At 36.0% G+C, this 21,615-nt stretch carries 18 protein-coding genes; 14 read left to right on the top strand and 4 right to left on the bottom strand.

What is annotated here, in order from left to right:
* Entirely contained in the window at positions 1–579 is a 579-nt protein-coding gene (locus A0F92_RS10705) for a sigma-70 family RNA polymerase sigma factor (RefSeq protein WP_068245582.1), read from the bottom strand.
* Between the two features lie 315 nt (positions 580–894).
* Here A0F92_RS10705 and uvrA point away from each other — a divergent pair, with 315 nt between their 5' ends.
* The 13 genes from uvrA to A0F92_RS10645 all read left to right on the top strand — a co-directional run bounded on the left by uvrA (position 895) and on the right by A0F92_RS10645 (position 12,701).
* Positions 895–3,753, top strand: a complete 2,859-nt coding sequence (gene uvrA / locus A0F92_RS10700) for an excinuclease ABC subunit UvrA (RefSeq protein ID WP_253810370.1) — start codon at positions 895–897, stop codon at positions 3,751–3,753.
* Positions 3,754–3,876: 123 nt separating this feature from the next.
* The gene (infA, locus tag A0F92_RS10695; protein WP_068245579.1) at positions 3,877–4,095 is read left to right on the top strand and encodes a translation initiation factor IF-1; all 219 of its coding nucleotides are present in this window, start codon (positions 3,877–3,879) and stop codon (positions 4,093–4,095) included.
* A 41-nt stretch (positions 4,096–4,136) separates the two neighbouring features.
* Positions 4,137–4,253: a type B 50S ribosomal protein L36 gene (gene ykgO, locus A0F92_RS15640; RefSeq protein ID WP_026774906.1), complete on the top strand. Its 117-nt coding sequence runs from the start codon at positions 4,137–4,139 to the stop codon at positions 4,251–4,253.
* 31 nt (positions 4,254–4,284) lie between these two features.
* On the top strand, positions 4,285–4,665 hold the full coding sequence (gene rpsM / locus A0F92_RS10690) for a 30S ribosomal protein S13 (protein WP_068245576.1): 381 nt from the start codon (positions 4,285–4,287) through the stop codon (positions 4,663–4,665).
* Positions 4,666–4,808: 143 nt separating this feature from the next.
* Positions 4,809–5,219, top strand: coding sequence for a 30S ribosomal protein S11 (rpsK, locus tag A0F92_RS10685; protein ID WP_068245569.1), 411 nt, complete (start codon positions 4,809–4,811; stop codon positions 5,217–5,219).
* A 96-nt stretch (positions 5,220–5,315) separates the two neighbouring features.
* On the top strand, positions 5,316–5,921 hold the full coding sequence (rpsD, locus tag A0F92_RS10680; protein ID WP_068245567.1) for a 30S ribosomal protein S4: 606 nt from the start codon (positions 5,316–5,318) through the stop codon (positions 5,919–5,921).
* An 89-nt stretch (positions 5,922–6,010) separates the two neighbouring features.
* Positions 6,011–7,012 (top strand): DNA-directed RNA polymerase subunit alpha, encoded by a 1,002-nt coding sequence (locus A0F92_RS10675; protein WP_068245560.1) that lies wholly within the window; start codon positions 6,011–6,013, stop codon positions 7,010–7,012.
* An 84-nt stretch (positions 7,013–7,096) separates the two neighbouring features.
* Positions 7,097–7,642 (top strand): 50S ribosomal protein L17, encoded by a 546-nt coding sequence (gene rplQ, locus A0F92_RS10670; protein WP_068245557.1) that lies wholly within the window; start codon positions 7,097–7,099, stop codon positions 7,640–7,642.
* Between the two features lie 140 nt (positions 7,643–7,782).
* Positions 7,783–8,889, top strand: a complete 1,107-nt coding sequence (gene carA / locus A0F92_RS10665) for a glutamine-hydrolyzing carbamoyl-phosphate synthase small subunit (RefSeq protein WP_068245556.1) — start codon at positions 7,783–7,785, stop codon at positions 8,887–8,889.
* A 133-nt stretch (positions 8,890–9,022) separates the two neighbouring features.
* A complete protein-coding gene (gene aroQ / locus A0F92_RS10660) occupies positions 9,023–9,445 on the top strand; it encodes a type II 3-dehydroquinate dehydratase (RefSeq protein WP_068245554.1) in 423 nt (140 codons plus the stop codon).
* Positions 9,446–9,889: 444 nt separating this feature from the next.
* Positions 9,890–10,480 (top strand): hypothetical protein, encoded by a 591-nt coding sequence (locus A0F92_RS10655; RefSeq protein ID WP_068245552.1) that lies wholly within the window; start codon positions 9,890–9,892, stop codon positions 10,478–10,480.
* 195 nt (positions 10,481–10,675) lie between these two features.
* Positions 10,676–11,416, top strand: coding sequence for a sialidase family protein (locus A0F92_RS10650; protein ID WP_167517030.1), 741 nt, complete (start codon positions 10,676–10,678; stop codon positions 11,414–11,416).
* Positions 11,337–12,701 (top strand): T9SS type A sorting domain-containing protein, encoded by a 1,365-nt coding sequence (locus A0F92_RS10645; protein ID WP_167517029.1) that lies wholly within the window; start codon positions 11,337–11,339, stop codon positions 12,699–12,701. The genes A0F92_RS10650 and A0F92_RS10645 overlap by 80 nt, the downstream gene beginning before the upstream one ends.
* A gap of 105 nt (positions 12,702–12,806) precedes the next feature.
* Here the strand turns inward: A0F92_RS10645 and A0F92_RS10640 are convergent, their stop codons facing one another.
* Complete coding sequence (locus tag A0F92_RS10640; RefSeq protein ID WP_068245539.1) at positions 12,807–14,033, bottom strand: glycosyltransferase family 9 protein; 1,227 nt, start codon at positions 14,031–14,033, stop codon at positions 12,807–12,809.
* 440 nt (positions 14,034–14,473) lie between these two features.
* On the opposite strand from A0F92_RS10640, the gene A0F92_RS10635 reads away from it, so the two are divergent.
* A complete protein-coding gene (locus A0F92_RS10635; RefSeq protein ID WP_068245535.1) occupies positions 14,474–16,015 on the top strand; it encodes an ArnT family glycosyltransferase in 1,542 nt (513 codons plus the stop codon).
* Positions 16,016–16,028: 13 nt separating this feature from the next.
* On the opposite strand, the gene A0F92_RS10630 is transcribed toward A0F92_RS10635, so the two are convergent.
* The gene (locus A0F92_RS10630) at positions 16,029–20,738 is read right to left on the bottom strand and encodes a translocation/assembly module TamB domain-containing protein (RefSeq protein ID WP_068245533.1); all 4,710 of its coding nucleotides are present in this window, start codon (positions 20,736–20,738) and stop codon (positions 16,029–16,031) included.
* Positions 20,739–20,915: 177 nt separating this feature from the next.
* On the bottom strand, positions 20,916–21,581 hold the full coding sequence (locus tag A0F92_RS10625; RefSeq protein WP_068245531.1) for an HAD family hydrolase: 666 nt from the start codon (positions 21,579–21,581) through the stop codon (positions 20,916–20,918).
* Positions 21,582–21,615: the final 34 nt, after the last annotated feature.

The raw sequence follows: 21,615 nt of genomic DNA, 5'->3' as shown, positions 1-21,615 counted from the left end.
TTAAAAAACAATTTGGTATTCTACCATCATTTTCCGCAAATTAATTAAGCCATAACGCATACGGCCCAATGAAGTATTGATACTGGTATTGGTAATTTGGGCTATTTCTTTAAAACTCATGTCGGCAAAATGCCTTAAAACAATCACTTCTCTTTGTTCTTCCGGCAAATGACTCAACATGTCATGTAGTTTTTGGCGCGTTTGTGATTGTATCATTGATGTATCTGCACTCTCATTGGTAAGGTTCAGCATATCAAAAACATCTTTATCATCACTGCTAATTATGGAGCCGCGTTTCACTTTTCTAAAATAATCTACACATAGGTTATGCGCTATACGCAAAGCCCATTGAATAAACTTTCCTTCTTCATTGTACCTGTTACTTCGTAGGGTATCAATAATTTTAATAAATACATCCTGAAACAAATCTTCTGCTAAGTATTTATCTTTTACCATAAATAAAATAGAGGTAAAAATTTTTTCCTTATGCCTGTTTACCAACGTTTCTAAGGCAGCCTGATTTCCTTCCTGAAAGGAAAGTATTAAATCGTTGTCAAGTAATTGTTGTAGTGATTTCATAAGTATCTGTTTGTTGTGCTTGTACATTTAGAAAATGACCATTCATTGTTTTGGGTGAATATGCCGAATCATTTTTTAAATAGTAACAAAATTTTTTAATGGATACAGTTTTCAGTGCGACAATCTTTTTTCTGTTTACCGCATTATTTCTGTATGCATATATGGTAAGGCCTTTACCTCTGGATGCCGGTTAATAGCTTGAAATTAAATAACATATTTCTCCCTGCAAATTATATGGGTTAATGTTGACAACTATTTATATGTGTTTAACAATATTCACATTTTAAAAACCCGATTGCAACATAACCGCAGGAAATGTGTTTATTTGTTGTAGATATGGCTACCAAAGAAAAAAAGAAAATAAACTTATTGCCCAAGATAACTGAAAGTAATGATGCTATTTTGGTAAAAGGTGCACGGGTGCATAATCTTAAAAATGTAACGGTTGCATTTCCGCGTAACCAATTCATTGTAGTTACAGGTGTAAGCGGGAGTGGAAAATCGTCTTTAACAATTGATACTTTATTTGCAGAAGGCCAGCGCCGTTATGCAGAAAGTTTAAGTGCTTATGCCCGGCAGTTTATGTCGCGTATGGTTAAACCTGATGTGGATTATATAAAAGGCCTTTGTCCTGCAATTGCCATTGAGCAAAAAGTAATTACCCGTACGCCCAGAAGTACTGTGGGCAGTATGACAGAAATTTATGATTATTTGCGGTTGCTGTTTGCAAGAGTGGGGGTAACCATTTCTCCCATTAGCGGTAGAGCGGTTAAAAAAGATGATGTGGCAGATGTATTAACTGCCATTCAACAATTAAAAACCGGAAGTAAATGTTATTTGTTATTTCAATTCAAACAGCATGTATCCCGCTCCGTTATAGAAGAGCTGAATATTTTATTGCAAAAGGGTTTTTCGCGTATTTATTTTTCGGGTACATCCAATGCTCAAAAAGGGCCGGCATTGTATAATATTGAAGATCTGCTGGAAGAAGATGCAGGCATAGCGCATTCACTTTTTAAAAACAGTGCAGCAGCTTTTGTGCTGGTAGATAGAATGATTGTAAAATCATTTGAAGAAGAAGATATTCATCGTTTATCGGATTCCATACTTACAGCATTTTATGAAGGGGAAGGAGAAATGTTTGTAGAAGTAAATGAGGTAACGCTAATGCATTTCAGTAATAAATTTGAATTAGATGGTATTGTGTTTGAAGAACCGGTACCCAACCTGTTTTCTTTCAATAATCCTTATGGAGCATGCCCCACCTGCGAAGGTTTTAGTCAGGTATTAGGTATTGATGAAGATTTGGTAATCCCCGATAAAAGTCTCAGTATTTACGAAGGGGCTGTAGCTGCCTGGAAAGGTGAGAAACTCAGTTGGTGGAAAGACCAGTTTATTCAACATGCCAAAGGTTTTCCTATTCATAAACCTATTGCCGATTTAACAACAGAACAATATGAACAGCTTTGGAATGGAACCGGAAAAGCACTGGGCATTCATTCATTTTTTAAAGAAGTGGAAGATAATTTATATAAAATTCAATACAGGGTGTTGTTAAGCCGTTACAGAGGCCGCACTACTTGTCCCGATTGCCATGGTTATCGGTTAAGAAAAGAAGCCTTGTATGTGAAAGTAAATGACAAACATATTGGTGAGTTATGTGCCATGCCAATAAAAGATTTGCAGCAATGGTTTCAGGAAATACAACTCAGTCCATTTCAGCAGCAGGTAGCCAAAAGGGTATTGCAGGAAATTGTACAACGCCTGCAAACCATGATGGATGTTGGATTAGGTTATTTAAGTTTAAACCGATTAGCCAATACCCTGAGTGGTGGTGAAAGTCAGCGGATACAATTGGCCAGAAGCCTGGGTAGTAACTTAACCAATTCATTGTATATTTTAGATGAACCCTCTATTGGGCTACATTCCCGTGATACCGAAAAATTAATAAAGGTATTGAAAAACCTGCGTAATCTGGGCAATACGGTGGTTGTGGTAGAGCACGATGCTTTAATGATGCGGGAAGCAGATTATATTATTGATATGGGGCCATTTGCAGCTCATTTGGGTGGGGAAGTTATTGCAGCGGGTAATTACCATGCGATTATTGAAAATAAAAAAAGTTTAACCGGAAAATATTTAAAAGGCGAACTGCGGATAGATCCACCTGAAAAATTACGAATCCCCAAAAAATTTATACGGGTAGATGGTGCCAGACAAAACAATTTAAAAAACATTACCATCGATTTTCCTTTGGAGGTGCTTTGTGTAGTGAGTGGTGTAAGTGGCAGTGGAAAAACCACTTTGGTAAAACAAATTCTGTATCCGGCACTGCAAAAACTAAAAGGGCAGCCTGCAGAAAAAACAGGTGTACACAAAGCCATTACCGGTGATGTAGCGGCCATTGATCATATTGAAATGATTGATCAAAACCCAATCGGAAAGTCATCTCGCAGTAATCCCATCACTTACATCAAAGCTTATGATGGAATTCGGGATTTGTTTTCCCGGCAGCCTTTGTCTAAAATACGTGGTTTTCAGCCCAAACATTTTTCTTTTAATGTAGATGGCGGGCGATGTGATGCTTGTAAAGGAGAAGGCGAACAATTGGTAGAAATGCAGTTTTTGGCCGATATTCATTTGCCTTGTGAGGTTTGTGGTGGTAAAAAATTTAAGGAAGAAGTGCTGGAAGTGCATTATAAAGAAAAATCAGTTTATGATGTACTGGAAATGAGTGTAGATGAAGCTGTTGAATTTTTTAAAGAAGAAAAAAATATTTACCAGTCATTGTTGCCTTTACAACAGGTAGGGTTAGGCTATATTAAATTAGGCCAGTCATCCAGTACATTGTCGGGCGGAGAAGCGCAACGTGTAAAATTGGCCAGCTTTTTAGGGAAGGGAAAGGGGTATGGTCATATTTTATTCATATTTGATGAACCCACAACGGGCTTACATTTTCATGATATCAAAAAATTGTTGCAATCTTTCCAGGCATTAATTCAGCAGGGGCATTCGTTGATAGTGATTGAACATAATACCGATATCATCCATTCGGCCGACTGGGTAATTGACTTAGGGCCGGAGGCAGGCGATGCAGGGGGGTATCTGGTATATGCCGGCCATCCAAAAGAATTGAAGCATGTGGCCCAAAGTTATACCGGAAAATTTCTGTAAAACCCTTAGTTTTGCCCTTTTGAAAGGGTAATTCCTGCAAAAAACATAGAAAATCAATAATTTTTTTATCAAAATTTTCATATTTCGGTTGTATAAGTATATCTTTGCAGCCCCAAAAATTGTATGTCGAAACAACCGCTGATTAAACAAGATGGAATCATTCTCGAAGCATTGAGTAATGCAATGTTCAGAGTAAGATTGGAAAATGGCCATGAAATTTTGGCAACTATTTCAGGGAAAATGCGGATGCACTACATTCGGATTTTGCCGGGCGATAAAGTGGGAGTGGAAATGAGCCCATACGATTTAAGCAGGGGAAGAATTATATTCCGATATAAATAAGAGCGTTAGATTTAAATAAGCGAATAGCAAAACACCTTTTTATGAAAGTAAGAGCTTCAATTAAAAAACGCAGCGCCGATTGCAAAATTGTGAAACGCAAAGGAAAGCTGTACGTAATTAACAAAAAGAATCCTCGTTACAAACAACGTCAGGGATAATTTGAAAACGAATAAAAACTAAAATTCAGATATGGCTCGTATTGCCGGTATTGACTTACCTAAGAACAAAAGAGGCGAAATTGGCTTAACCTATATTTATGGAATAGGCCCCTCTACTGCACGTTATATACTTGATAAATGTGGTATTGACTACAATAAAAAAGTAAATGAATGGAATGATGATGAGCTGACTGCCATCAGAAATACCATTACCAACGAATTTAAGGTAGAAGGCCAGTTGCGCAGTGAAGTTCAAATGAGTATTAAGCGTTTATTGGATATTGCCTGCTACAGAGGCTTACGTCATCGTAAAGGGCTGCCCGTTCGCGGACAACGTACCAAAACCAACAGCCGTACTCGTAAAGGAAAACGTAAAACTGTTGCCGGTAAGAAGAAAGCAGTTAAGAAATAATTTGATGAAATATCCCTTCTACAAGGGGTATTTCATTTTTTTATATTCGGAACAACATTGGATCCCTGCCGGACAGGAGGAGAGTTGTATCCGGGTTTCGATGTTCGAAATCAATTTTTTAAACCGATTACCTCAAAACAATTATGGCAAAAACTTCAAAAGCACAAAACAGCGCAAAAGCTGCTGCTAAAAAAAGAATTGTAAAAGTAGATGCTGCCGGCGATGTGCATATCAGCGCTACCTTCAACAACATCATCATTTCATTTACCAACAAACAAGGTCAGGTAATCAGCTGGTCATCTGCCGGTAAAATGGGTTTCCGTGGTTCTAAAAAGAATACACCTTATGCTGCTCAAATGGCTGCCGCCGATGCTGCTAAAGTAGCTTCAGATGCAGGTTTGAAAAGAGTAGATGTGTTTGTAAAAGGTCCCGGTGCAGGTAGAGAAGGCGCTATTCGTTCCATTGCACAAAATGGCATTGAAGTAACATCTATCAAAGATATTACCCCTTTACCACACAATGGTTGCCGCCCTCCCAAAAAACGCAGGGTTTAAGGTTCGTTTATTTTAATCACAATAAAGGAACAGGTATTGATTTTAGATTTTTAATGATAACTGTTCGACACTAAAAAATCACAATTTTAATTTACTATGGCAAGGTACACCGGTCCAAAGACCAAAATCTGCAGAAAATTTGGAGAACCTATTTTAGGGAATGCCAAATATTTAGACAAAAACAGCAACCCTCCGGGGCAGCATGGCGCTTCAAAAAAGCGTAAAACTTTAGGTGAATATGCTTTACAGTTGAAAGAAAAACAAAAAGCAAAATATACCTATGGTTTATTAGAACGTCAGTTCCGTAAAACCTTTGATGAAGCCTCTCGTATGAAAGGTGTAAAAGGTGAAAACTTAATTAAATTGCTGGAAGCTCGTTTAGACAATACTGTATTTCGTTTAGGATTGGCAGCCTCTCGTCCTGAAGCACGTCAATTGGTTACACACAAACACATTACCGTAAATGGTGAAACCATGAACATTCCTTCTTATTCATGCAAACCCGGCGATATTATTGCTTATAAAGCAAAGAGCCTGCACAATTCTTCCATTACCAGCAAGGTACGTGGTAAAAATGCAAAAATCAACTGGTTAGATTGGAATGAAACTGAAAAGAAAGGTACATTTATTACCTACCCTGAAAGGGAGGCAGTACCTGAAAACATCAAAGAACAACTGATTGTAGAATTGTATTCTAAATAATTTGTTCCCTTTTTCAGTTAATTAAAGCAAACCAAATTATTATTCAGCCTCGTATTGGGGTTGATGAAAAATAAAAACCAAGTTTTAATATGGCCATATTAAACTTTCAAAAGCCCGATAAAATTGTTTTACAAAAAGCAACAGACTTCGAAGGCTTATTTGAATTTCGCCCACTTGAACCAGGTTATGGTTTAACTGTTGGCAACGCTTTACGTCGTGTATTATTAAGTAGCTTAGAAGGTTATGCTATTATTGGTATTAAAATTGATGGTGTAGACCATGAATTTGCTACCATAAAAGGTATTACTGAAGATGTTACTGAAATTATCCTGAACTTAAAACAAGTTAGAATTAAACGTACTACCGATCAGGATGTTTCCAACGAAAAAATTACCCTTTCTGTAAAAGGCGGAACTGAATTTAATGCCGGTATGATTGGTGCTGCAACTTCCAGTTTTCAGGTAATGAATCCCGAACTGGTTATTTGTACCATGGATCCTACAGCTAAATTAGATATTGAATTAACCATTGCCAAAGGCCGCGGTTATGTTCCTGCTGAAGAAAATAAGTTAAAAGATACGCCATTTGGCTACATCGCTATCGATTCTATTCATACACCCATCAAGAATGTAAAATATTCTATTGAAAATTATCGTGTAGAACAAAGAACCGATTTCGAAAAACTGATTTTAGAAGTGGCCACCGATGGTACCATTCATCCGGAAGAAGCCGTAAAACAAGCTTCACGCATTCTGATTCAACACCTGATGATTATTACGGATGAAAACATCACATTCGATAATAAAGAAGATAAAAAAGAAGATGTAGTAGATGAGCAAATTTTACAGTTACGCAAAGTACTGAAAACACCGCTGGAAGATTTAGATCTTTCCGTACGTGCTTTCAACTGCCTGAAAGCTGCTAAAATTAATTCTTTGAGCGAACTGGTTCAATACGAGCAGGAAGATTTGATGAAGTTTAGAAACTTTGGTCAGAAATCTTTATCTGAAATTGAACAGGTATTGCACGAAAGAGGCTTACATTTTGGTATGGATTTACAAAAGTTAGGTCTTGATAATTTAGACAATTAATCAAAACAATCAGGTGGCATATAAGCACCTTATTATTCACAGCTTATAATTCCTGACACGGTATAAGCTTTAAAACAAAAAGTCATGCGTCACGGAGACAAAATTAAAAACCTCGGCCGTAAAAAGGCACACAGAGAAGCACTTTTATCTAACTTAGCCAGTGCTTTAATTACGCACAAGCGTATTGTAACTACTTTAGCTAAAGCGAAAGCCTTGCGTACTTATGTTGAACCCTTATTAACTAAAACAAAGAAGGGTGAAACCAAAGAGCAAATAAGCCATCAGCACAGAGTAGTTTTCAGCTATTTGCAAAATAAAGCAGCTGTAAAAGAATTGTTTACGGTTGTGGCTCCAAAAATTGCTTCAAGACCCGGAGGTTATACCCGTATTATCAAATTAGGAATCAGACCCGGTGATAATGGTGAAATTGCCATGATTGAATTAGTAGATTTTAATGAAATTTATGGTAAAACAGCCAATACAGCCGCTGAACCTGCTAAGAGAACAAGACGTGGTCGTCCAAAAAAATCTGCTGAAACTACAGAAGTAGCAACCACTTCTGAAACTGTTCAGGTAGAACCGACAACAGCCACTGATATTGCTTCAATTGAAACAAAAGCAGCAGAATAAATGAAATCTGTTAGAAATATCACTCAAGCAAGACTGAATGGTCTTGCTTTTTTTATGTGTTGCACTTTTTGCATTGAGGAAAACTTTTTACACACACCTAGTATAAAACCATTTTATTTGCACAACAATTTCCGTACAATATGAATCAGGAACAACAACCCGCCGTTTTATTATTAGCAGATGGAACCTATTTACAAGGATTTGCTTTTGGAAAAATAGGTACTACTACCGGTGAAATATGTTTTAATACCGGGATGACCGGCTATCAGGAAGTGTTTACCGATCCAAGTTATGCCGGACAAGTATTAATTATGAATAATGTACATATTGGTAATTATGGTGTATCAAAGGCCGATACGGAAAGCAATAGTGTAAAAATAAAAGGATTAATTGGTCGTAATTTGGAAGAACAATATAGCCGCTATATGGCAGAAACCTCTTTGCAAGCCTATTTGTTGGAAAATAATATTGTTGCTATTGAAGGGGTAGATACCCGCGCTCTGGTAGCACATGTTAGAACAAAAGGTACTATGAATTGCATTATCTCATCTGAAATTTTGGATGTAAATACTTTGAAAAAAATGTTGGCTGATTGTCCTGATATGGATGGTTTAGAATTAGCCAGTACCGTAAGTACCAGTAGCGTATATGAAATGGGTAGCCCGGATGCAGCATATAAAATTGCCGTATTGGATTATGGGGTTAAACAACATATCTTAGTTAGCTTAGTACAACGTGGTGCTTATTTAAAAGTTTTTCCTGCTAAAACCCCTTTTGAAACAATAAGGTCAATGAATCCCGATGGCTACTTCCTTTCCAATGGTCCCGGTGATCCTGCTGCCATGCCTTATGCCGTTGAAACCGTACAGCAAATATTAGCAGAAAATAAGCCTGTATTTGGAATATGCCTTGGGCACCAATTATTGGCCTTAGCAAATGGTATTGACACTTTTAAAATGCACCATGGCCACAGAGGGTTAAACCATCCGGTAAAAAATATCATTACGGGACAATGTGAAATTACTACACAAAATCATGGTTTCGGGGTTGATCCTGTTGCCGTAAAAGCACATGCCGATGTGGAAGTAACGCATGTTAATTTGAATGATGAAAGTATTGAAGGTATTCGCTTAAAAAGCAAGCCGGCATTTAGTGTGCAATATCATCCGGAATCTACGCCCGGCCCCCATGATTCCAGGTATTTGTTCGATGATTTTATTCAATTAATCAAACAGCATCAAAACTAATACGCTTACCATTCAAAAAATAGTATTTAGATGAGTACCCATTGCTGATACAATCATGGGTATTATTTAGTAATATTACAATGATCATGCGGGCTATTCAAACTGCACCGCACTATCTAAACAACAGTTTTACATGAAAATAGCAATCATCAATGGCCCCAATTTAAATCTGCTCGGTAAGCGAGAACCCAATGTATATGGGCTTGAAACGTTCGAAAACTATTTTGATAAGCTGAAAAATCAATTTCCTGAAATACAATTTAGTTATTTTCAAAGCAATGTAGAAGGTGAGCTGATTAATGCTTTACAACAATTTGGTTTTAATTATGATGGAATTGTTTTGAACCCCGGGGGTTATACACATACTTCCGTTGCCATTGGCGATGCTATTGCGGCCATCACAACACCCGTAATAGAAGTGCATATCTCCAATGTTCATGCCCGTGAAGACTTCCGAAAAATATCGCATGTAAGTGCAAAAGCCGTTGGCAGCATTATTGGGCTTGGCCTAAAAGGATATGAATTGGCTGTAAATTATTTTTCAACACAGCAATAATTTCATCGGGTTGCTCTGTTTTTTTGTGCAGGAATGACTGCGTTATTTTGTATATAGTTATCAGGCAAAGTTTTAAATATTTATATATATATACAATTATACATATAATATTTGATTTAAATAAAATTGAGATTAATTGTAAGTAATCAGTTGATTCAGGTTGTCGTCTTTCACTGTGGGTATTAAAAAGTTGAGTTTATTGTAAAATGCCTTTTAATAAATTTTATTTCAGTGCTTTTGTAAGCCAATGAATATAGTGCGGGGATGTTTTTTTTAACTAAAAAATGGGTTCTGCGCATATTTTTCATTGCATATCAAAGTATTAATTTTTACTTAATTTTGAATTTGAGGCAACATATTTTATTTATTTTTATAAATTAGTCTAAATTAGACTATTGTTAACCTATCCGACTTTCGTTTTATTTTATTACTAAAAAGCAAGTCATGAAAAATTTATATATTCCTCTGTATTTTTTTCCAGTATTATTAGCAAACTGTTCTAAAAAAACCGCCATTGACACTACGAATTCATATTTACCCAATACAGTCGGGACAAATTATACATATGCAGTTACTGATAGTAATAATAATAAAACTTACAGTGTCTATATTGCTATTGTAGGTCGAAGTACTTTGCCTAATGGTACACCTGTTAGCATTTGGACTATTACCAATCCTGCTTCTGTTGATACCAACTATGTTTACAGTGATAAAGATTCAGCCATTTTTTACGATAGAACCAAGATGTATATTGCTAATGTTTACCGCTTTCCTTTAGCTGTTGGAGCACGATGGAGCATACCATATAAAAGTGATACCCTTACAGTAGTAAATAATTACCCATTAAAAACAACCATTGGAACGTTTAATAATACCTTTTTGCTTCAGGAACATGGGGCTGCTGAAAACTATCATTTTAATAAGTCCCAGTGGTTCGTACCAAAAGTTGGAATGGTTAAAATGTACTATCAAGAGTTCTACTTCGGATCTCCTGTAACCCAATATTGGGACTTAATAAACTATCATATTAATTAAATAAACCATAATAATAAAATTATGGATAACATCTTCTATGGACGTAATTCTCTATTGGTAGTAAGTTTCTGCATAATTTCAATAGCATGTTATGGACAACATCCTGCAAGTTCAAAATTTGTATGACCCGGGTACAAATCCATAATAAAAAATTCATTTCCCGCAAAAGCAAATCCCTCAGTGCATACTAACGCTGTGCAGTCTACTACGCCAGGCATCACAGATCATAACGATGTACAGATTTTTCCTTCAGCTAATGAACAATCAGAAGTGCATATTTCTATAAACATGCAAAATCCTAATATTTTAGTAGCAAGCGCTAATACTTATCCTGGTAATTATAACCAAGGAAGATATGTAAGTACTAATGGTGGTGTAACATGGTCAGGATCAGATATTCTGAATATAAATTCCCCTATACTTTACGGAGATCCTTCCACAGCAATAGATGCGAATGGAAATATTTATATTTCTACTATGATTGAGTTGGATAATGGATATTATATAACCACATCAACCAATAATGGTGTCTCTTTTGGATCTTTTGTTCAGGGTATAACAGTAGTTGGGGGTTCATTTGATAAAGAAATGATTGCCATTGATTATATACCTTCCAGTCCGTATAGAAATAACTTATATTGTGCATGGACAAGTTTTGAAACAAATGAGACAGTGAATTTTAATCGCTCAACTAATGGTGGAAATTCTTTCACACATTCAATAACCTTAAAAAATGGGCCAGGACAGGGAGCTAATGTTCAAACTGGTCCTAACGGGGAAGTTTATGTTTGTTGGGCAGATTATGGTACCGGGATTAATGCTACATATCCCGTATCTCGCAAATGGTCTTGGGTTTGTGCGATCACTGGATGGAGGTGTAACATTCAGTACTGCGCAAGTAGTTGTTCCTTATGTTGGTATCCGGAAAACAAGTAGTGGCGTTGATCCTGCTTTTAATAATATTGGAGTAAATGACTTTCCTGCGATGGCAGTCGATAAAAGCGGAGGAACTCACAATGGAAGGATATATGCAGTGTTTGTAGCACAACAAAATGGAAACGGTAAAGCAGTTATTGAATTGACCTATTCAGATAACCAAGGCAATAATTGGACAACGCCGCAAATAGTGAGTATTCCTAATGGCATTCAAAGTTTTTTTCCTTGGGTTTGTGTTGATCAGGCAACAGGAGGTCTATACATTGCGTATTATAGTATTGATGGTAGTGGTTTTCAAACAAATACCTACCTTGCTATTTCAAATGATGGAGGTAATACTATTATCAATCAAAAGGTAAGCGATGTTTCACATGTTACTCAACCCATTAACAATACTATTCATAGAACAGGTTATGAGGGCGATTACATTGGTGTCACTGCACAAGGTGGAAAAGCATATGCGGCATGGATGGATGAAAGGAACGGTACTTGGCAAATTTACGTTTCAGAAGTTGATAATTCGCCAGTTATAATTGGAATATCTGCTTTTTGCAATTCCACAAATTATACAGTTTCAAATCTGCCACCTAATGCAAGCGTAGAATGGAGTGTATCTCCAAATGGTATTATTAACGTGCCATCTACAGGAAACCCGATAACGGCAACCAAAATCAGTCAGGGAAATGCTACAATTTCTGCCACAATTAATGGGAACCCGGCCGAAACAGCTGCTCTTAATGTTTCTACAATAACACTGGTAAGTTCCATAAGCGCAACTATGAATGGAGGTTGCAATAATGGCATTCAAACATGGTATGTAAACCCCATACCCAATATAACAGGTGCTACCAACTGGAACTGGACAGTTGACAATCCAACATCAGGTATATACATTTATAGTCCCAATTCTCCAAATATATATATGGATGTTTCCAAAGGTGGAGGCGTATCTGTTACCTATACCGATGCCTGCGGAGAAACTTCACAAAAAAATGGGGAAACCATCTATAGTCCTTGCGGTTATAGTTTTACTGTTTATCCCAATCCGGCTAACTCAATGGTAAATATTTCATTACAACCAACCAATGGAAAAACAACAATCGTTGGTTCTGCCATTTCAGAAATAAGTATTTATGATTTACAAAATAATCTGCAGAGGCATCAGCTTTTTAATAAAGTTAGTAATGCAAGTATAGATGTTTCTAACTTGCCCACCGGTTTGTATATTGTTGAAATAATGGATGGTGCTTATACCGAAAGACATAAATTACAAATAATCAGGTAGGCCTTTAATTCATTTTATACTGATTATCAGCATTGTTATGATGATGATATTAATAACGCTTTCAACTACATAGTAAATAGTTGTACATTTTATTGATGATAAATATTAATTAATATGCATATTATTTTGTAAATAGTTATCAATATAGCCCCATACCATTTGTGTAGGTATGCCGCTTATACAGGGGCGCGTAATACAGGATGTTTTACGGTGGTTGGTAGCACTTACACAAGGGGAGCAGGGTAAACCTAAATAGATTGGGGTTGCATTGTCACCCAACGGTAAATACAAATGTGGCGTTTCAGGTCCAAAAATTACAAAAACTTTTAAATGGGTTACCGCCGCAAAATGGGCAGGTCCCGAATCATTGGTGAGCATTAACCTGGCAATGGAATACAATGGAATGAGTTCCTCAAATTTAAAAGTACCGGCCGAATTTACACAGCGGGTATCATTTACCCTATTAACCACATTGGCTACATAATCAAATTCAGCGGCAGCACCGGTGGCTAATACAATGCCTTCTTTATCTGCCGCCAATAATAACTGCCCAATTTCTGCAAAACGTTCAGGCAGCCATTTGCGTTGCGGCAGCAAATCAGAAGCATTCACATTTAATAAGTAAATATTTTGATGGGTATAAGAAGGGTATAGTTGCTTTATTTTAGATTGAACAGTTGCAACGGCCTGCGGATCAACCCTGGCTTTTTCTAATTGAATAGCATTGAAATGAACCGGAGTGGTTGCATAAAATGTATCATGATAACCTAATGCAGTATTGATTAATGAATAGAAATTAACGGCAATGTGTACATGCGGATTATAACGAACCGGATAGTTAATGAGGTTGCCTCTGTATAAACCTTCATCATGCGGACTGGCAAAGCCGACTCTTGATAATGCCCCTGAAAAAAAAGTAAGGATAGCTGTAAAGCGTGAAAACAACTCTAAGTCAATAACAGTGGTTATTTTTTTCTTCCTGCACCAAAATATATAACGAATAACATCAGCAAATAAAACACCCATATTTTCTGAGCGCATTCTGAATATATTTTCAGAGGGCACGGTATTTAGTATTTCTAAGCTTTTACTATTCGATTTAAAAATGGCAAAATACAGTTCTGCATGGGCTTCCTTTTGCAGTTTACGCATGGCAGGGTCAACAATAATGGCGCTGCCCATTTCTGATAATTCTATAAACAGGGTTCTGCTTAAATCAGGTTTTGGGGGTATGGTTCTAAAAATCCGGGCAATCAATGCAATGATGGATAAAAGAAAAGTAAGCGGAACGCCGGCATACTTATCTATTTCACGCATGGTATCTACTTTCATGTGTTCTTTTTTATGTTTTTATTCATTACATGTAACATGTTGCATGGTTGGTTTTTGTTGTAAGTAACATTCCACATAACTATTCCATGTATTTATTTTAGTTCCATGTAGCTTCTACCAGCTCATTTTTTTGAATAACATTATCTGCCAATTGTTATTGTTTCAGTTATATCTTCATCAGCCACCAATACATAGCTACCCATTATTTTAATACAATTGCATCATTGTATGCCATTCTTTTTGTGCGAAAAAGTTGTAATGTGTTTATGCTGCAAAAGTAAGAAAATTGTACTGCTATATGGCTCCTTTTTGAGGTAAGGGTTGTATATGAAGAGAAGCTGTGCTGCTGGTTTATTCAATTGGTAATCTATATGGCTTTGAAGCCATTCCTACTAATTCCATGTACAACCTTTATTTTTGTTGGGTTAAATGTAAATATCATGGTGGCTGTTTCTTACAAAAAGTTATTATTCCGGCTCATCATCATTACCATCCTTGTTAAAATTCTTCTTTCGCTGTTGGTGGAATTGGGTATTGATGAATCATATTACTGGATGTATGCCATACAGCCGGATTGGAATCATTTTGATCATCCGCCAATGGTGGGTTTTTTAATCAGACTGTCAACACTCAATTTGCACTGGGTGAATGATGTGAGTATGCGTTTGGGTGCCATTGTATCTGGCGCAATAGCCACTATATTTATATTTAAAACAGGCCGTTTACTGAAAAATGAACGCATGGGTTGGTATGCAGCATTAATTTATAACTGCGCTATTTATACGGCAATTATTGCAGGTATGTTCATTATGCCCGATAGTCCGCAAATGATATTCTGGACGGCCGCTTTATACCTCATGGCAAAATTATTCATTCAAAATAAAGAAAAATCATTGGGCATTTGGTTGTTATTAGGTTTGATGATTGGGTTGGCTTTGTACAGCAAAGTACATGGTTTGTATTTATGGGCAGGCTTTGGTTTATTCATTCTCATTAAAAAACCGAAATGGCTGTTGAATTACCGATTGTATGTAAGTGCATTGGTAAGTATATTGTTTGTAGTACCTATTGTGTGGTGGAATATTCAAAACGATTTTATTACTTATCGCTATCACTCAGAAAGGGTAACCCATACCACCATTCAGTTAGATGATTTTTTTAGAGAAGTAATTGGCGAGTTTGCTTATCAAAATCCTGTTATTTTTATATTATTAATTATTGCTATTATTTATGTATTTAAAAATCGTTCTGCTATTTTTAATGCTACTATTAATACCTGGATTATTTGCATGAGTGTTCCCATGATTGTATTGTTTTGGGGCATATCTATGTTCAATGCAACGTTACCGCATTGGAGTGGGCCTGCTTATATTCCATTGTATTTTTATGGAGCGGTATATTTAGAAAAAAGATCGGTTAAAACTGTACCCGGCTTTTTAAAAACGGCTTTTGGTGTTTTGGGTGGCACACTTATATTAGGAGTAATTTTAGTGCAATTGGCGCCCTTTAATTTAGGTAGTCAGGATAAAGCAAATTTTGGAGAATATTGTCCTACATTAGATGTAAGTGGCTGGACAACCTTTAGCCATCAGTTAGATACATTAATGAAAGCCGATGTTGCTAAAGGTGCCATGCAGCCCAATGCACCCATTATTGTAGGCAAAATGTTTCCGGGTGGGCATTTGGAATATTATACACATCGTATCACAGGCCATAGGGTAATTGCCATTGGGCCATTAGATGAAATACACAAATTTGCCTGGTTAAACAATGCACGAAAACCTTTACAAATAGGAGATGATGCTTATTGTTTGGTACCTTCTAATTTACCATTTGACCCCTACAAAGCATTTGCCCGATACTTTACTATCATTGAGCAACCAGAAATCATCAACCAAATAAGAGGTGGGAAGATTGTACGGTATTTTTATGTGTATAGAATGAAGGACTGCAAAGCATTACCTGTGCCTTTAAAATTATAACATGCGGCATATTTTATTGCAGCAATGTGCTATCGGCAGGTGGCTTGATGGTTGTATTCTTTTCTTTATTGCCAAACAGTTTTTCAAAATCTTTTTTATACGATAAACCGGCTCCCTGCCTGCTGGTTCTGCCTAACGCACCAGCATTGATGTCTAAACTGTTTTTACTGAAAATGATGGCTCTTAATTGCCTGTCTTTGGTTAAAATAATTTCTAAATTAAAATCGGGTAACCATTGAAAGTTACCACTTTGAGCGGCTGCACTGATACCAAAATCAAAATCGCCGCCAAAGCTTACTATTACATTATCATTAAAAAAGCTTTTCCCAACTTTAAAATTAATTCTGCTTCTGTCTAACGCATTGGTATTGGCGCCAATGCCTGCGCCGGTGGCAGATGATAAAATATCGCTACTGCTATAAACAGATGTACCTAAATCAACTTTTAAACTTTTATCTTTTGTTATTTTATACACAATATTGGATATAGCTTTATTCAACTCACGTGTTATAATTTGAGAAATAGTATTTACACCAATATTGGTAAAGTTGGTATTAGCGCCACCAATATCACCATAAGGCGCAAAGCGTTCCAAAACAATGAGGTAAGTAACTTGTTTCAACATTTCGTTTTGATTATTTTCTATTCTGTTGATGAACTCACTAAAAGTAGGATCTGTTTTTAATGGGCTGCCTTGCGGAAAATCTAATTTAAACGTAATGTCAGGATGGCTTAATCGGTTTCTTAATTCAGCAATTACATACACCGAACCCCGGTATGCACGGCTGGTTCCGCTGAATTGGCCAGATTGGTTGCTGATTAAATCATTCACACTAATGTTTTCAGCAGTATATTGTGCGTCTATATGTACATCTGCATTAAAAGGATCACCATTCCACTCAATAAAATTACCGGCATCGGGTTTTAAGATAAATGGTTTTCTGATGAAGGATTGAAAGTTGAATGCGTAACTACCTTCTTCAATATTATATCTTCCACGAATGGTTAAGGGGTCTTTTGTGCCTACCCTTATTTTTAAACGCCCGTTTCCTTTGGCTTTAATTACATCACCACTTAAGGGATCTAATATTACATCAACATTTAATTTATTATTGGCAGCAACATCCAAATCAACCAACAAATTAAAATTACTGTTCTGCCTTTCATTGGTCATTTCTGTTCCATAGGTTTTAAATACAATAAAATCAGCTTCGCCGCTTTCTTTACTTACCGAGTTAGGGATATAAATATGTGATGGTTCATTAATATCGCCAATAATGGTTAACCGCGCATTACGCTCAGGGCCTTTAAAACTCAATGTGGCTTTACCTGTAGCGTTACCATAAAACTGGCTATTGTCAACCGCTTTGGTATCCAGCATAATCAACTTGTTGGTAAACAAATCAAAATCAAAAGCCAAATCTTTAAAGCCTTTTTCGTATAATTTACCTTTAATCAGCCCGGTATTATTTAAACTGTCTTTTATATAAAATTCATTAAAATTAATACCATCATTTTCAAATGATATATTGGCAGAATCAATGGTATAATACACTTGAGTATACAAAACATTCAGTGCAGCTTTTTTCAGAGTAATATTGCCACTTAAATCGGGTTCTGCAGGGTTGCCCTGTATAATGAGATGGCCTGTTCCATAGCCTTTTAACCGATTGAAGATATCGCCGATAAACTGTTCAACATAATTAATTTTGGTGTGCGCTAATTGTATATCAACATACAATGGTTTGTTGGTAGTGTCTTTGGTTTTATAATAACCCGTAGCATTAATATGGTATTCTTTATTTGGTGCGGTAACAGTAAAATCTAATTTTCCTGATTTGCTGCTGTACAGCGATTGAATATTGACAATACCCACCGAATCATCATTTAATCTTAATTGATTCGATGCTAATTTAGCTTCGGCAGTAAAAGAGCCATAGAAATCTCTCAAATAAATTTCACCATTTGTAATGCCTTCAAGCTTAGGATTCTTCAAGAACAGTGCAGTAATATCTCCTAAAAATATATTTTTTAATTTTACAATAAGATTATTGGTATTGCCGCCTTCTTCTTCGTCGGTTTCTACGGTAATTTCCTGAAAGCCCTGTATGAATTTTACATTACTGGCCGAAACAAAATTTTTACGCATTATAATTTCACCCTGCTTATCTAAATTCCACTTTTTCTCATTTAATATGAATGAAGATGGGTTAAAGTGTATACGTGCACCATCATTTAAGGTATACACATCTGCATTCAACAATACATTTTTTAAAACATTATTAGTGCTGGTATAAAGATGTACAACCGAATGATCGTTAGCAGCTTTAATGCTCAGTTGTGTGTTCGGAAACTGAAGGCTGTCTTTAATTTGTATATCGCTAATGCTACCGGATAATAACAAACTATCATAATTACCAATACATTTTAAGTTAATACCCGAAACGGCATATTGATCATATTTTGCATAAGGTACTAAAGCAGAAAGTTGAAATATACTTTTGGAGGTATTTACTTTTCCGGAAATATCCATATCATTTAATCCGGATATTTTTTTGTCGTAAATCTGTAAAAGTGGTTCAATATAATCGGTTTTTATAGTTAATGTAAAATCCTGATTAACAGCAATTTTTGCAGGCTCATTAAAGTAGGCAGGGTAGTAGCGATGCAGGAATGACTGAAAGCTGTTGGGTAAATCAAGAATGGTAAATTTTCCTGCAATTGTTCCGTTGAAATTGTTGCTGCCAACTTTTAAAAATTTTACTGAATCGGCTGAGTAACCGGAAGTAAGGTTCAGTGAATCGAAACTTAATTGGGTATCGGCAGATGTGATGGTAGCATTTAAAAATTTTGCACTACCTAAAAACTGGTCAATTGTTTTACCGGTAAAATAAATATCTAATAGCCCGGTTAGTTGCAAGCTGTCTTTATAAAAATTTAAAACTTTTAAATTGGCATTCACCAAATCGCCCAAAATGTTAAAGCTGGGATCCGGCTTACTTAAATCTACTTCCACATTGCTATTAAAATTCATGTTTGGATCATCAACCTTAACTTCACCATTAAAATATTTTTTTTGAAAGGTACCGTTGGTGGTTATGTTTGAATAAGTGTAATGATTAAAATCGAGCGATGCAATTTTTCCTTCAATTTGTGTTTTGAGTTTCTCAATATCAAAATTACTGCCTGAAATTTTACCCGTAAAATCAACATAGCCTAACTGGCTGATGCGTAAAAATTTTCCGATATTGAAATGATTGGTTATAACATTTCCTGAATAAGTAATATCTTTTTTTTGTGGTATTTGCATGGTAACATTGGCTGCCACACCTCCTAATCCTGAAGTAATGGTGCCATTGGAAGTAAAATTATAAATAGTGCCATTAAAATTTCCCTTAAACAATGCATCGCCTAAGGTGGTGAGATCGGGTACTTTCATATCTTTTACTGATGGCACAAAAAGAACAACATCATTATAATTGGTTTTAATGATTCCATTGTTGAAATTGATCAATGTTTTATTTAAATTGGGTAAGCCTTTCATAGCAAGGCTGCCACTGATATAACTGCCGCTGCCAATGCGGGCAAATAAATCCTGTACCGAAAAATTAGCTACTGTACCTTCAAAATGTCCGTTAATATTGATTTGTTTTTTCCAGTCTTTTAGTTCCGGTGCAAAATAGGCAATATCATCACTGTATACCGAGGCCTCCGTAAACTTAGCCACCATGGTAACAGAATGAATATATTCACTAAAATCATCATTAAAATGTTTGAATTTCATGGCATAATAGTTGGTTAATCTGCTTTTATTGGTAAGCAGATCTAATTTTGCCAATTCTATAATGTGCGGATTGATGGTTAGTTTTGTTTTTAATCTTTTTATTTCAATACCGCTTCTTTCTTTTGCAGCAATGTTTGCAATGCAGTGTAAAGTATCTTTTATCAAACTTACCTCATCAAAATGCCCGGTTAATTGTTGAATGTAAATATGGCTTCCATCAAAATACGGTAGTGGTTTTTTATCATTTCCTTGAACAGAAAGTGTTCCGTTTTTAATGTTGAGTTTTTTGAGCTGCACTAAAAGATTATCGGTATTGAACTGCAATCCTGTATCGGGTGTATTGGTTTGGTGGTCTTTAATTCTGATTGAATCGGGGCGTAATTCATGAATATTGGCTATTTCAAAATAAGGATGATCCAGATTTAATTGATTGATAGAAAAAATTCCTTTGTTTAAATTGATATTGTCTGCATCTAATAAAAGCGAATTCAATTTTGCCGTTATACGTTCTCCGTGCCATTCATCATTTTTAATAAAGCGAATGTTATTGAATTCAAGTTTTTTCAGATTCAGGGCTATTCCATTTTTTGTGTTGGTTGATTTTGGGCTGGCGAAATGGTCAACAATGTACTGGAAATTCCATACACTGTCCTTCCTTTGTAATTTTACAACGGCATCATCCAGTCCAATATATTTTAAATCGGCTGAATCTTTTAAGAAGAACCAGTCGGTTATTCTAAGCTTTAAAGCACCTGCATATAATAAAGTATCTTTTTGCCGGTCACGTATTAAAGTTCCATCTAAATTGAGTTTATTGAATAAGGTAACGTTTATTTTTTTAATGCTTACTTCTGTACCTAAGGATTTAGATAATTTTTTGGTGGCAATGCCGATTAACCAGTTTTGAACGATAGTTGTTTGTATGGCAATAAATGCCAATAAAACAAGCGCTATTACAATAAATACAAAACGCCTTAATATGGTGAGTGTTCTTTTCAGGTGAGTAGTTTTATAAACGGAAATTAATCAATCAACGCAATATTCCAAACACAGTAACAAAACTAAGGCTTCTATGTAAATGATTGCGATGAAAGTGCATTGAAGTTGTTAAGGTTTTTATTCCTGAATGAGCTGCTGCAGTTGATGATAGGTGATGCTGGTGAAATCTGTAACAATTTTGTCGGCAGCTGCTAATTCACCTGCTGTATGTGTGGTTGTTAATGCAATTACTTTTAAACCTGCTTTTTTGGCTGAAGTAACACCTGCCACTGCATCTTCAAAAGCAATGCATTGCTGAGGTGGTAATCCCAGCTCAAGGGTTGCTTTTTCATAAATTTCAGGATGTGGTTTACCATGTGTAATATGAACTGAATAAATAATTTCTTTAAAATATTGCCGAATGGGCAGGTGTTGTAACATAAAATCTATATTGTCTTTTATGCCCGATGTGGCAATTACCATAGGTATTGCATGTTTTGCTAACGTTTCTAATAGCTCCATTAATCCGGCAACCGGTTGAATATATGGTGCATAGATTTCCCGATAAATGGCCTCTTTTTCGTTCGTGTAATTTTTTATATCTGCTTCAGAAATCTGATTGCCAAAAATGTATTTTAAAACATCTACATTTGTTTTGCCGTTAAAATGTGCTAAATATTCTGCTCTTGTTAGCGGAGGAATATTTCTTTGCTGATAAAATATTTGCCAGGATTGTATGTGGTAATCGTTGTTATTGATGAGTGTTCCATCTAAATCGAAGGCAACGCCAAATGTTGGTTTCATATAAAATGTTAGCCGATGAAAAAATGCTGTGTGT

The organism is Hydrotalea flava, assembly GCF_001623405.1.
GTDB classification, from domain to species: domain Bacteria; phylum Bacteroidota; class Bacteroidia; order Chitinophagales; family Chitinophagaceae; genus Hydrotalea; species Hydrotalea flava.
Note: the sequence above shows the minus strand (reverse complement) of the source record. Positions and strands in the feature narration are given on the sequence as shown.

What these genes read in the sequence shown, in the direction of transcription:
- A0F92_RS10705 (WP_068245582.1), bottom strand. Translation starts at nt 579, where the DNA reads ATGAAATCACTACAACAATTACTTGACAACGATTTAATACTTTCCTTT.
- uvrA (WP_253810370.1), top strand. Translation starts at nt 895, where the DNA reads ATGTGTTTATTTGTTGTAGATATGGCTACCAAAGAAAAAAAGAAAATA.
- infA (WP_068245579.1), top strand. Translation starts at nt 3,877, where the DNA reads ATGTCGAAACAACCGCTGATTAAACAAGATGGAATCATTCTCGAAGCA.
- ykgO (WP_026774906.1), top strand. Translation starts at nt 4,137, where the DNA reads ATGAAAGTAAGAGCTTCAATTAAAAAACGCAGCGCCGATTGCAAAATT.
- rpsM (WP_068245576.1), top strand. Translation starts at nt 4,285, where the DNA reads ATGGCTCGTATTGCCGGTATTGACTTACCTAAGAACAAAAGAGGCGAA.
- rpsK (WP_068245569.1), top strand. Translation starts at nt 4,809, where the DNA reads ATGGCAAAAACTTCAAAAGCACAAAACAGCGCAAAAGCTGCTGCTAAA.
- rpsD (WP_068245567.1), top strand. Translation starts at nt 5,316, where the DNA reads ATGGCAAGGTACACCGGTCCAAAGACCAAAATCTGCAGAAAATTTGGA.
- A0F92_RS10675 (WP_068245560.1), top strand. Translation starts at nt 6,011, where the DNA reads ATGGCCATATTAAACTTTCAAAAGCCCGATAAAATTGTTTTACAAAAA.
- rplQ (WP_068245557.1), top strand. Translation starts at nt 7,097, where the DNA reads ATGCGTCACGGAGACAAAATTAAAAACCTCGGCCGTAAAAAGGCACAC.
- carA (WP_068245556.1), top strand. Translation starts at nt 7,783, where the DNA reads ATGAATCAGGAACAACAACCCGCCGTTTTATTATTAGCAGATGGAACC.
- aroQ (WP_068245554.1), top strand. Translation starts at nt 9,023, where the DNA reads ATGAAAATAGCAATCATCAATGGCCCCAATTTAAATCTGCTCGGTAAG.
- A0F92_RS10655 (WP_068245552.1), top strand. Translation starts at nt 9,890, where the DNA reads ATGAAAAATTTATATATTCCTCTGTATTTTTTTCCAGTATTATTAGCA.
- A0F92_RS10640 (WP_068245539.1), bottom strand. Translation starts at nt 14,033, where the DNA reads ATGAAAGTAGATACCATGCGTGAAATAGATAAGTATGCCGGCGTTCCG.
- A0F92_RS10635 (WP_068245535.1), top strand. Translation starts at nt 14,474, where the DNA reads ATGGTGGCTGTTTCTTACAAAAAGTTATTATTCCGGCTCATCATCATT.
- A0F92_RS10625 (WP_068245531.1), bottom strand. Translation starts at nt 21,581, where the DNA reads ATGAAACCAACATTTGGCGTTGCCTTCGATTTAGATGGAACACTCATC.